The sequence below is a fragment of the Microbacterium sp. SLBN-146 genome (genome assembly GCF_006715145.1).
Lineage (GTDB): Bacteria > Actinomycetota > Actinomycetes > Actinomycetales > Microbacteriaceae > Microbacterium.
In genome coordinates this window covers 2509568-2521916 of sequence record NZ_VFMR01000001.1, presented here as the reverse complement: position 1 = coordinate 2521916, position 12349 = coordinate 2509568, and the positions used below count along the sequence as shown (strand labels likewise).

General features: G+C 69.8%; 9 protein-coding genes. 5 read left to right on the top strand and 4 right to left on the bottom strand.

Annotated features, from left to right (window positions below; all coding sequences use genetic code 11):
- Positions 1-26: 26 nt before the first annotated feature.
- Positions 27-1337 carry a phosphotransferase gene (locus FBY39_RS11045; protein ID WP_141932344.1) on the top strand — a complete coding sequence of 437 codons (1311 nt, stop codon included), beginning with the start codon at positions 27-29 and terminating at the stop codon, positions 1335-1337.
- Between the two features lie 62 nt (positions 1338-1399).
- On the opposite strand, the gene FBY39_RS11040 is transcribed toward FBY39_RS11045, so the two are convergent.
- Both FBY39_RS11040 and FBY39_RS11035 read right to left on the bottom strand, forming a co-directional pair.
- Positions 1400-4753 carry an ATP-dependent DNA helicase gene (locus FBY39_RS11040; RefSeq protein WP_396652273.1) on the bottom strand — a complete coding sequence of 1118 codons (3354 nt, stop codon included), beginning with the start codon at positions 4751-4753 and terminating at the stop codon, positions 1400-1402.
- Positions 4714-7812 carry an ATP-dependent helicase gene (locus FBY39_RS11035; RefSeq protein ID WP_260837714.1) on the bottom strand — a complete coding sequence of 1033 codons (3099 nt, stop codon included), beginning with the start codon at positions 7810-7812 and terminating at the stop codon, positions 4714-4716. The genes FBY39_RS11040 and FBY39_RS11035 overlap by 40 nt, the downstream gene beginning before the upstream one ends.
- A 137-nt stretch (positions 7813-7949) precedes the next feature.
- Between FBY39_RS11035 and FBY39_RS11030 the strand changes: the two genes are divergently transcribed.
- Entirely contained in the window at positions 7950-8174 is a 225-nt protein-coding gene (locus FBY39_RS11030; RefSeq protein WP_141932342.1) for a DUF3107 domain-containing protein, read from the top strand.
- Between the two features lie 5 nt (positions 8175-8179).
- A complete protein-coding gene (locus FBY39_RS11025; protein ID WP_141932341.1) occupies positions 8180-8470 on the top strand; it encodes a hypothetical protein in 291 nt (96 codons plus the stop codon).
- A 39-nt stretch (positions 8471-8509) separates the two neighbouring features.
- Here the strand turns inward: FBY39_RS11025 and FBY39_RS11020 are convergent, their stop codons facing one another.
- Complete coding sequence (locus FBY39_RS11020) at positions 8510-9226, bottom strand: ferritin-like fold-containing protein (RefSeq protein ID WP_141932340.1); 717 nt, start codon at positions 9224-9226, stop codon at positions 8510-8512.
- Positions 9227-9366: 140 nt separating this feature from the next.
- On the opposite strand from FBY39_RS11020, the gene FBY39_RS11015 reads away from it, so the two are divergent.
- Together FBY39_RS11015 and FBY39_RS11010 are read left to right on the top strand one after the other, a co-directional pair.
- Positions 9367-10878: a DEAD/DEAH box helicase gene (locus FBY39_RS11015; RefSeq protein WP_141932339.1), complete on the top strand. Its 1512-nt coding sequence runs from the start codon at positions 9367-9369 to the stop codon at positions 10876-10878.
- Positions 10879-11010: 132 nt separating this feature from the next.
- Complete coding sequence (locus FBY39_RS11010) at positions 11011-11424, top strand: SHOCT domain-containing protein (RefSeq protein WP_141932338.1); 414 nt, start codon at positions 11011-11013, stop codon at positions 11422-11424.
- Between the two features lie 30 nt (positions 11425-11454).
- Here FBY39_RS11010 and FBY39_RS11005 read toward each other — a convergent pair whose 3' ends face one another.
- A complete protein-coding gene (locus FBY39_RS11005; protein WP_141932337.1) occupies positions 11455-12318 on the bottom strand; it encodes a PHP domain-containing protein in 864 nt (287 codons plus the stop codon).
- Positions 12319-12349 lie beyond the last annotated feature (31 nt).

The window sequence follows — 12349 nt, the reverse complement described above, 5'->3', positions numbered from 1 at the left end:
TCGCGCACCCGACCTACCCTGGGCACATGGCACGCTCACCCCTCACTTTAGCCGCGTCCGTGACGTCGGCTCTGCCCCGGGTCGGCGTCGTGGGGGTCGGTGCGCTCACGGAACGCGCGACAGGTCGCTACGACTCGGCCGTGGCCCATCTCGACGACGGCCGGCGTGTCGTCGTGCGCGTACCCGTCGAAGCGGATGCCGCACCCGAGCTCGCTGCAGAAGTCCGCGCGCTTCGAGCTTTGACACCCGGCGTCCGCGTCCTGCTGCCCTTCCGCGCCCCGGAGCTGCTCGGTGAGACGGGTCTCGATGGCGCACAGGCCGTCGTCGTCGACTTCCTCCCGGGTTATCGCGTCGACCCCGCGCACCTGCCGGCCGGTCGCGGCGCGGCGACGTCGCTCGGCGCAGCGCTCGCGGCTCTCCATGGACTCCCGCTCTCCGTCGTCCGGACCGAAGGGCTCCCCGTTCGCACGCCCGCTCAGGTCCGCGACGACGTCGAGAGACTCATCGATCGCGCCTCAGCCACCGGCGCCCTCCCCGAACCCCTCGTCGACAGATGGCAGCGAGCTCTTGCGACAGCCGAGCTTTGGCGGTTCGAATCGGCCGTCGTTCTCGGCGGCGCCGGCGCGGCATCCTTCCTCTTCGAGGACATCGACGACGTCCCGCAGGTCACCGGGCTCCTCGAATGGCACGGGCTCTCGGTCGGCGATCCCGCGAGCGATCTGCAATGGCTCGCGTCGGCTCCTGACGCCGCCGACGACGTCTACGCCGCCTACATCGCCCACAGCGACCGCGCCCCGGATCCCCACGCCCGCGCGCGCGCCCGCATGTATGCCGAGCTCGAGTTCGCGAAGTGGCTGATCCACGGGCACGAGTCGGGCAGGCAGGACGTCGTCGACGACGCCGTCGGCCTCCTCACGTCGCTCTCCGCGAGCGTCGGCGGGGAGGACATCGTGGCCGACGCGGCGCTCGACGTCGAGGATGCGCTTGCTCTCCTCGAACGCATTCCGGAGTCCACCCCGTCGAGCGTCGACACCTCGATGCAGACGGATGCGTACGACCCCGAGGAGCTGTCGCTCTGGCTCGCCGATCAGGAGGACCGGCTCGAGGCGGCGTCCGGCGACGAGCCGACAAGCGCCGACCCGGCCGCGCACGACGATCTGTCGACCGCGCCGATCGACCTTCCCGCCGCACGAGAGCGGTCACCCCGCCGCTCCCATCGCGACGACGCACGTGCCGGTTCCGCAACTTCCGCCGATGCGCACACTGACCGGGACGACCCTGTCGTGGACGCCGAGCGGGCGTCAGACGCGGCACTCCGGCGCTGGTTGACTGACTGAGAGGTGCCGCCCGTCCTTCCGATGGTTCGGGTGGTTCGCCGGGTGAGCGCTCGAACGGACGGTCACGCCCGAAGAACAAGATCCTCGGCCACGTAGTACAACGCGACGTCGATCTCTTCGAGCGGGACGCCGTGCTTCGCGTGATAAGCCCGCCGATAGAGCTCGAGCTGGAGCATCCTGTCGGTCTTCTCCTGCGGCGTGCGTGGCGCGGCACCCGTCTTCCAGTCGACGATCTCGATACGCCCTCCGCGATCCTCGCGGCGATACACGGCATCGAGCTTGCAGATGACGACGTGCGGGCGTCCGTCGAACCCCGTCTCGGTGAAGTCGATCTCCGTCTCGACCTCGAGAGGCTGGAGCGCGGCCCACTCCGAGGCGAGGAACGTCGCCTGCAAGGTCGCCAGAGCGACGGCATCGCCCGTCCCCGCGGCCTGCTCGCTCGACGCGTCGTCGATCTCCCAGAGGGCATCGTCGATCGATCCGCCGAGACCCGTGCGGCCCGAGCGGTTCTCGACCCACGCGTGGAAGAGGGTCCCCAGCCGGGTCTCCCGGAAGGGGCGCTCGGGAAGGGGGCGTGCGATGCGCGCCATCGTCCGCTCGTGATCGGCGACGAAGTCCTTATAGCGGGATGCCGCGATACGGGTCGGCGCTTCGAGTGTTGCGGGCGCTCGACGAGCCTCACGCTCCGCCAGAAGAAGTGCGGCGTCGTGGTCGGGCGCGGGCAGCGGCGATTCCAGCGCGGTCGCGACGAGGCGTGCCGCCTCTTCGACGCGCCTGCGCCGCGCACCCAGCGGGTCGAGAGGCCAATGCAGAAGTCGCCTCTCACCGTCGTAGGGATTCTCGCCCGCGGCGACGACGGGTCTCTCCACTCCGAGGGCGTCGGCGATCTCGGTGAAGAACACGCTGCACTCGCGTGGTCGCTTGGCCCCCGACCACGGTGATCCGGTCAGAAGAAGATGATCGCGGGCGCGGGTCACGGCGACGTACGCGAGTCGGCGATCCTCTTCCAGCTGGCGTGCGCGGTTGGCGGCGACGAAGCCCTCGAGAGCCGCCTTGAGATCCTGCTGCGTCTGCGCACCCCGCCATGCGAACTCCGGGAGCCAGCGCGCGTCGCCGCGGAACGAATACGGAAGGATGCCGAAGCCCAACCACCCCTTGGTGTCGCGCGGCGCACTCGGCAGTTCGTCCTTCACGAGGCGCACCACGGCCACGGCATCCCACTCGAGCCCTTTCGAACCGTGGATCGTGAGCAGCTGGACGACGTCGTCTTCGGGCGGCTCCGTCCGCGGCGCGAACTCGTCGAGTTGCTCCGCGCGATCGAGCCACGCGAGAAGACCCGACAGCGAGCCGGTCTCATCGGCGGCGAGGAACGCGTGAAGCTCGTCGACGAAAGCACGCAGCTGCGCCGACGCGATCCGCGCCGGACCTCTGGTCTCGTTGGCCGCGAGCTCGACATCGAGCCGCAGCTCGAGCTCGATCAGCCGCACGAGGTCGGGCACGGGCATCCCGACCGCCTGCCGAAGACCCGCGAAGACCGCTGCAGCCTCGCGGAGCCTCTCCCGTGCGGCCGGAGTGAATCCCGCCAGCCAGCCATGATCGGGGCGATGCCGGAGTACGAAGTCGAGTGCGTCGACGAGCGAGCCGTCATCGGATCCCGCACTCGAGCGCAGACGCTCGAGGATGTCCGGAGACAACGGCTGCAGGGCGGCATCGTGCCGCGCGAGGCGTCTCGCGAGTGAGGCGAGTTCGCGCAGATCGGGAAGCCCGATCTGCCAGCGCGGCCCGGCGAGGAGCCTGATGAGGGCCGAACCCGCGCTGGGATCGCTGATGACACGGAGCGCACTGACGACGTCGACGACTTCGGGGGTCGACAGGAGTCCGCCGAGTCCGAGGATCCGGTGCGGGATGCCACGCGCGGCCAGGGCGTCGCCGAAGCGCACCATGTGCTTCTTGCTGCGGAAGAGGATGGCCCCGGTCGTCGCCGCACCGACGGCGCGTCGCTCGGAGCGGACGGCGGCGAACCACTCGGCCACGCGGCCCGCTTCGGCGTCGATGTCGCTCTCGAAGGCGAGCCGGACATCGCCCATGGGCGCACCTGGGCGCGGCTGGAGCTCGTCGACGGCGACCGCGGCCTCGGCGGCGAGGGGTTGCAGTACGGCGTTCGCCGCGGCGAGCACGCGCGCGCTGTTGCGCCAACTCGTCATGAGCGAGTAGCGCGCGCAGTGCGCGTCACCCGAGAACGCGCTCGCGAATCCCCCGAGATTGCCGGCGCTCGCGCCCCGCCAGCCGTAGATGGCCTGGTGCGGATCCCCGACCGCCATGACCGCGGTGCCGGCGAACAGCGACGCGAGCAGATCCGTCTGCACGACCGACGTGTCCTGATACTCGTCGAGCAGCACGACGCGATAGCGCTCGCGGATCTCGGCGGCCACAGCGTCGTGGCTCGCGACGACGTCGAGGGCGCCGGCGACCTGGTCGGAGAAGTCGATCACGCCGAGCCGCTTCTTCTCCGCCGCGTACGTGCGCGCGAGATCGCTGAGCATCGACAGCGCGCCGACCTTGTACTCGGCCTCGACGACGTCGGCGTAGACGACCGTGCCCTTTCGCTCCGACGGACGATCGAGCACCGTGCGGAAGTGTTCGGGGAACTCCGCCAGCTCGTCGAGACCCACGAGGTTGTCGACAGCATCGCGCGCGATCCGCAACGCGGCGTCGACGATCGATCTCACGGCTTCCGTGCGTGTCTCCAGGCGCGGGTCGTCGGAGGCGAAGACGACGCGCCGCATGAGAAGCCACGCCGCCGACTCCGACATGACCGCTGCCTCGGCGTCGCGCCCGACGCGGACGGCGTGTTCCCGCACGATCTGGTCGGCGAAGCTGTTGTACGTCGCGACGGTGGGGCGGTCGAGGAGGGCATCGCCCGCGGCATCCTGGGCCACCGCTCCACAGTCATGTGCGAGCGCGTCCATCGCGGACGTTCGTGCCCGCAAGGCGCCTGGCCCCTCAGTCATCCGCTCGAGGTCGGCGAACACCGAGAGTCGCCCCTCGTCGTAGAGGCGCGGCAAGTGTTCGAGAAGTCCACGCCGCTCGAACTCAGCGAGCCTCCCGAGTCGGCGCTGAATGCGTTCTGCGAGTTCGCCTGCCGCTTTGCGCGTAAAGGTCAGGCCGAGCACTTCATCCCGCTCGACGAGACGGTTGGCAACGAGCCAGACGACACGGCCCGCCATCGTCTCGGTCTTCCCGCTCCCTGCTCCCGCGATGACGAGAGCCGGCGTGAGCGGCGCCTCGATGACGGCGGCCTGCTCGTCGGTCGGAGGGAACTGACCGAGCGCCGCCGAGATGACCCGCGCCGACAGCACGGGGGCCTGCCCGCCCGTCACGACGCGCTCACCGCCCCGATGGTGTGGATGCGGCACAGACCGTACGAGAACTCGTCGCGGCAGTGCTCTTCATAGGGCGCGGCGAAGGACGTACCGCGCATGGCGGTGACGGCGGTGCGGACCCGGGCGAGGAACGCTGCGCGCGTCTCTTCGTCGAAGGGTGCCTGCGTCGGAGTGACGTAGTCCTTTCCCGTCGCGGTCGGTCGCAGCACGAGGAGCTTCGCCCCTCCGGGATCGGCGCCCTCGACAGCGGGGATCGCGCCCGTCTCGTACGCGAGCTGGTAAGCGGCCAGTTGCGGGTTGTCGGCGACCTTGGCGTCGGTCTGCGGTTCACGCTTGCCGGTCTTGAGGTCGACGATGACGACGGTTCCCTCTGGCGTGAGCTCGACGCGGTCGATGTAGCCCGACAGGATCGCCCCGTGTTCGTACATCTCGGCGTCGTCCAGCGGGATCGCGACTTCGAAGTGCGGTTCGGCGCCGATGAGCGCACCACCGGCATCCTCGAAGCGGCGGAGGTACAGATGCAGCCGCCGGACGAGGTCACGCGCTCGCGTGAGTTCCGCGCGAGCGCGCCACTCCGCCTCGAACGACAGATCACCCCACCGGGTCTCGACTTCGTGCCACAGGCTCGCTTCATCCGTTCCCGTCGCGTGCTCGAGCGCGGCGTGGATGATCGTGCCGAGTCCCGCCGTGGCGCCACCCGGATCACCACCGAGGTCGCCGATCACCCAGTCGAGCTGACACTCCTCGAGCGCGTGCAGGCGCGACGGTGACACACGGACGTCTTCGCGGGCGAGGTCGCGGAGCGGGCCGGTCGTCGTGGGTGGCGGCACTCCGTACCACTCGCGGGGATGGGCTCCGGGGACGGCAGCGTCGGCGAGCACGGCGAGCTGCCCTGCCGCGTGGGCGACCGCCGCTGCGGAAGCGGATGACGTGAGCGTCCGACGGTGGCGGGCTACCGTTCCGCGCAGCGAGAGCGGGTGCTCAGCCGAGTACGGCTCGGGCGGCGGCAGGAATTCGAACAGGACGCTCGGACCCGAGTCGTCGTCATCGACGGCGGTCACGACGACGAGCGTGCGCGCGCGCGACAGCGCTCGCGCGAAGAGGCGCAGCTCGTCGTGCATGGCACTGCGGCGGCGATCGAGCGCAGCTGCGGGCGTCGCCGCGTCGCCATTCACGGCGTCCGCGAGCCGCCACGTATCGAGAAGGCTGCCGCGAAGGCGGGTGTTGGGCCAGACGCCCTCCTGCACTCCGGCGATCACGACCGTGTCGAACTCGAGTCCGAGTGCGGCAGCGGGTGTCAGGACGCGGACGCTCTCGTCGTGCGCGGGGGCGTCGAGTCGATCCTCCGCGACGGAACTGTCGAGGACGCTTCGCACGAACGCCCGCGGATCCGTCTCGACGGAGCGCTCGACGAATCGCTTCGCCGCCTGGAACACGCCCACCACGGCGTCGAGATCCCGGTTGGCCTGGTCGGCGAGAGGACCGTGACCGCGCGCGAGGTCGGCCCACGCTCGTTCGAGTCCCGCGCGATCCCACGCCGTCCACAGGAGATCGTGAGCGGTCGCCCCCCGGTCGAACTCCGATCGCAGGGTCGCGACGATCTGGGCGACGCGGGACGCGCGGCGTGCTTCCCGCGTGTCGACGAGGTCGAACTCGAGCGGCGTCCGGAAGGCCGAGAGCAGCAGATCCTGCCCCGGCGTGGTGCGGCCGAGTGCCAGATCGGCGTGCCGGAGGGTCGAGACGAGTCGCCTGAGCTCGATCGCATCGAGACGACCGTAGACGCCGAGGAGCACGGTCGACACGTCGTCGGAGGACCAGTCCTCGCGCAGCGCGAGGTCGATGAGCCGCACGAGATCCCGAACGGCCCGATGCGCACCCCACGCGCGACCCGGCCCCGCCGAACGTGCGGGCACTTCGCGTGCGGACAGCTCCGCCTCCAGCGCGGTCAGCTGACGCGTGTCGTGGGCGATCACGGCGCACCGGCCCCATGCGACGCCGTCGTGCACGTGGCGTTCCCGCAGGAGACGAGCGATCGCGTCGTACTCTTCGGCGGCGGAGCGCAGCATCCACGTGCGGACAGAGCCATCGGGCTCGACTCCCACGGGGGCTGCGCGGTGCGCGACGATGCCGGACGAGCCGATGCGTTCGGCGACGCGCCGTACGACGTCGGTCTGCCACGCCGTGCCGCGGTGGGGTGCGCCGAGCGTCGTTGTCTCGCCGAGCGCCGCACACAGGCGCGCGAAGTTCTCGGGTGTCGCGCCGCGAAAGGCACCGGAGCCGACGTCCGGATCGCCGAAGGCGATGACGGGGATGCCCCGTGCATGCGCCGCCTCGAGCAGCTCGACGCCGCCCAGGGTCAATTCCTGCGCGTCATCGACCAGGATCGCGACGAGGCGGTCGATGGCCTCGATGCCGGGCGGCGCGGTGCGCAGGATCATCCCCGCCTCCCGCACGAGCCCCGCCGCATCGCGATGGGATCCCCGCATGGCGGCGCGGACAGCGTGATATTCGCGCAGGAACGACGCGAGCGAGACCCAGGCCGGAAGATCGCTCCGCTCGCCGAGCGCACGGAGCCGGACGGGGTCGACCCCCAGCGCAGTGCACTCCGCGATGAACGCCCGCACTTCGGTGCGGAACCCCGCGCTGCCGCGGACATCGGGGCCCAGCCATTCAGGCCATCGCGACGTGCCGGACCGTTCGTCCTCGGCGTCTCCGTCGAGGAGATCATGGACGAGCTGGTCCTCGTCTCCGCCCGTCAAGAGCTGCGGCGGGTCGTCGCCGCGGGCCACCGTGGCGGCGCGGACGATCTGGAAGGCGAATGATGCGACGGAGCGGGCGAGCGGCCCCGACGTCGCTCGCCCGACCGCCAGGGCGAGGCGGTCGCGCAGTGCCGTCGCCGTCTGACGGGACGGCGTCAGCACGAGGACGCCGTCGGGTTCGATCCCCCGGTCGACGAGAGCGCGGACGCGGGCCGCGAGAGTCGTCGTCTTTCCGCTGCCGGGAGCACCCACGACGACGGCCGACCACTGCGGATCGGCGGCGACGACGGCGTGCTGGAACGCGTCGAGCATCGCTTCCTCCCCGGAGATCATGACGTCGACGCTAGCGCGCGTCTCCGACATCGCGGCGTTCGCCGAGAGCGTGCGGACGACGAGGAGGAGCCCCCTGCGCGTGTCGTAGAGTTGCCATGCGCCCGGGGACCGGCTCCGGCACGCAGGAGGTCATACACGTGGAGATCCGCATCGGCATCGCGAACACCGGCCGTGAGCTCACCTTCGAGACGAACGAGCCTGCCGCAGACGTCAAGAAGTCCGTCGCCGCGGCGCTGGACGCGGCTGCAACGCACGTCACGTTCACCGACGCCAAGGGCAACGCCTACATCGTGCCCACGTCCGGACTCGCCTATGTCGAGGTCGGCACAGAAGAGTCGCGCCGCGTCGGCTTCGTCGCCTGATCACGATGCAGATCCTCCTCGGCTTCATCCTCGGCGCCGCCGTCGGCACGGCGCTGCACTTCCTCGTCGCGGGCCGCGCGACTCGCGGTGTCGTACTCGGCCCTGTCATCGGGGCCGCTGCAGCGGGACTCGCGTGGACGATCCTGACGTGGTCCGGAGTCGGCATCGATTCGCCGTGGCCCTGGCTCGCGGCACTCGTCGCGCCTCTTGTCGTCACGTGGCCGCTCCTGCTCGTTCTCACCCGCACGCGGGTCGCGCACGACGAGAGCGAACGCGCTCGCCTCAAGCTCGTCTGAGACCCGCCGGGGCGGTGCCCGGCCAGGCGTCCTGGCCGATCAGGCAGCGAGTCCCATCGCGTCCATCCGACGCGAGTGCGCGGCCATGAGTTCTGTGAACACGGGCTCGACCTTGGCCTCGTCGGCGATGCGGAGCTCGCCGGGCCGCAGCGCCGCGCGCGCGATGAGAAGAGTGTCGCCGACGAGGCGCCGACCCCACAGCGCGAGGAGCGATCGCCACTGCTCGTCGCTCGCGATGCGCGCGCCGATGATGTCGACGATCGCCTGCCGGTCGTCGTCTGCCCTCAGGATGCGCGCGACGCGCCGACCCGTCTCGCCGTAGCTCGCCGCGAGTGCGAGGTAGAAGTCATCCAGCATCCCCGCGGTGATGTGCACCGACAGCATCGTCTCGTGAGGACGCACGCCGTGGGTCTCGCGGCGGAAAGCATCGAGCGGTTCGCGGAACGGGAGCATGAGGGAAGTCGGGTCATCGCCGCGTTCCCGGATGACACCGACGAGCTCCTCGTGTTTGCGCAACGCTGCCCCCGCCGCGCGGGAGAGCGATTCCTTCTGCGCCAACTCGGGGGTGAGGGCGATCAGCTCGGACAGCGTTTCGAAGAACCCGAGCTGCAGATAGGCGGCCTGGCCGAGGAAGGTGTCGATATCGGGAGCGAGCTCCTCGAAGTCGACACGCGTCGCCCCGCCGAAATCTCCGCGCGCGCGCAACGAGAGTCCGCCGGAGGCGGGCCTCGACCGCTGCCAGAACCACTTGACCACGCTCTAAGACTACGGCCCGCACGCATCCGGTTATCCTGGATATGTCCCGGCGTCGGATCGGGGCCCCCGCGCCTGTGGCTGAGTGAAGGGCGTGGACCATTCACCCCCGGCGGCCTCTCACCGCCAGACAGGCTCATATCGTGACGACCTTCGCCGATCTCGGCGTCGACCAGGACATCGTCGATGTGCTCGCGGAACGCGGCATCGTAGACGCCTTCCCCATCCAGGAGCAGACGATTCCCCTCGGGCTCCCCGGGCAGGACATCATCGGACAGGCCAAGACCGGAACGGGCAAGACGTTCGGCTTCGGCATCCCCGTGGTCCAGCGTCTGGGCCCCAACCCGGCACCGGGCGTCCAAGCCCTCATCGTCGTTCCGACGCGCGAGCTCGCGGTACAGGTCTTCGAAGACATGGACATGCTCACGCGCGGTCGCCCGACGAGCGTCGTCGCGATCTACGGCGGCAAGGCGTACGAGGGCCAGATCGATCAGCTCAAGGCCGGCGCGCAGATCGTCGTCGGCACGCCCGGGCGACTCATCGACCTCAACAACCAGCGGCTTCTCGATCTGTCGGGAGCGACCGAGGTCGTTCTGGACGAAGCCGACAAGATGCTCGATCTCGGGTTCCTCCCCGACATCGAGAAGATCTTCTCGAAGGTGCCGCCCGTGCGCCACACGCAGCTCTTCTCCGCCACGATGCCCGGACCGATCGTCGCCCTCGCACGCCGCTTCATGTCGAACCCCATCCACATCAGGGCCAATGACCCCGATGAGGGGCTCACCCAGGCGAATATCCGTCACCTCGTCTACCGCGCGCACTCGCTCGACAAGGACGAGATCATCGCCCGCATCCTGCAGTCCGAAGGGCGCGGCAAGAGCGTCATCTTCACGCGCACCAAGCGTGCCGCCCAGAAGCTCGTCGACGAGCTGAACGATCGCGGCTTCAACGCCGGCGCTGTGCACGGCGACATGAGCCAAGAGGCGCGCGAGCGATCGATGGCGGGCTTCAAGGCCGGCAAGAAGGATGTGCTCATCGCGACGGACGTCGCCGCTCGCGGCATCGACGTCGACGATGTCACGCACGTCATCAACCACACGATCCCCGATGACGAGAAGACGTATCTGCACCGCGTCGGACGCACCGGTCGCGCGGGAAAGACCGGCATCGCCGTGACCTTCGTCGACTGGGACGACCTTCACAAGTGGGCACTCATCAATCGGGCGCTCGATTTCGGTCAGCCCGAGCCCACCGAGACGTACTCGTCGAGCCCTCACCTCTTCAGCGACCTCGACATCCCCGCGGGCACCAAGGGTCGTATTCGCACGGCGCCCAAGACGCAGGCGGTACGCACACAGCCCGAACGCGCGTCGGACGCGGCATCCGAGGCCGGCGCGACAGCACCCGGCACGACGCGCCGCCGACGCCGCCGTGGGGCTTCCGAGCCCGTCGGCGCAACGTTCGTCGAGGGAGCGTCGCACGCGGCGTCCTCCGACGGTTCCGCTCGCACGGCCGATGCCGCGGACCGCGGTACCGAGGGCGCGGGCACGCACGACGGAGGCGGCTCGGAGCACCACGACGGCAACTCCGCACCGCGACGTCGTCGGCGCCGCCGCGGACCCCGGACGGGCGGTGCTCCCGCGCAGGGAGCGTGACGCGTCGGCCACGGCCGTCGTGCCGGCGTCTCGGCGTGTGTCGGAGCATCTGACGCGCGGGCGGGGCAGGCGCTATCGTGAGCGCTGACGGGGCCATTCGGCCCCATCAGCCCCCTTACGAAAGGCACAGCCGTGCGATTCTTCGAAACCGTCGAATACCAGGGATTCTGGGGTTCGTTCTGGGACCTCATCTGGTGGTTCCTGTGGGCGTTCGTCTTCGTCGCCTACCTGTTCGCGCTGTTCGCGATCATTTCCGACCTCTTCCGCGATCACAAGCTGAGCGGATGGTGGAAGGCGGTCTGGATCTTCTTCCTCATCTTCTTCCCGTTCATCACGGCGCTCATCTACCTCATCGCTCGGGGCGGCGGCATGGCCGAACGCGGCGCAGCCCAGGCACGCGACCTCCAGCGGGCTCAGAACGACTACATCAAGCACGTGGCGGGGACGAGCCCCGCCGACGAGATCGCCAAGGCGAAGTCGCTTCTCGACGCCGGCACGATCACGCAGGCCGAGTACGACAGCCTGAAGGCTAAAGCCCTCAGCTGACGTCGGAGACCGAGCGCCCTCGTCCGCCCGTCAGGGGTAGACGGGGGCGCTTCCCGTTGCGCGATCGATGATGCGCGCCATCATGTCGTCGGCCGTCGTGTTCTCGCCGGGCAGATTGGGCTTGCCGAGCCCGTGGTAATCGCTCGATCCCGTCACGATGAGATCGCGCTCATCGACGAGTCGCCGAAGCATCCGGATGCCGGGCTCGACGTTCTCGCGGTGTCCGAGCTCGAATCCGGCAAGACCCGCATCGAGCATGTCGTTGAGGAGCGCGCGCGGCAGGACTCCGGCACGACCGGCGGGGTGAGCCACGACGGCGACACCGCCGGCGGCCGTCACGACCTCGACGGCGGTGACAGGGTCCGGAGCGAAGAGCGCGACGTAGTACTCGCCGCGCGGGCTCAGGATGTCGGAGAAGGCCTCGGTGCGATCGCGGACGAATCCGCGCGCGACGAGTGCATCGGCGATGTGCGGACGACCGACCGTGGCACCTTCCGTCGTCTGCGCGACGATGTCGTCCCACTGCAGGTCGTAGTCACGCGCGATCCGCTCGGCCATGAGTCGTGCCCGATCCAGGCGCGATGAGCGGATGCGGTCGGTCATGGTGCGCAGCGCCGTCTCATCGGGATCGATGAGGTAGGCCAGCACATGGACGCTCCGCCACTCGTGCCGTGCGGAGAGCTCCATCCCGGGGATGAAGGTGATCCCGAGCGATCCGGCGGCCTCCGCGGCCTCAGCCCAGCCGGAGGTGGTGTCGTGATCGGTCAACGCCGCTGTACGCAGGCCGTACCGATGGGCGGCCTGCATCACCTGCGCCGGCGATTCCGTACCGTCGGAATGCGTCGAGTGCAGGTGCAGGTCGATCGGCCCCTGGAATCGGCGAGTCGGCTGCACGCATTCGACAGTAGCGGGAGGTGGAGCGGGG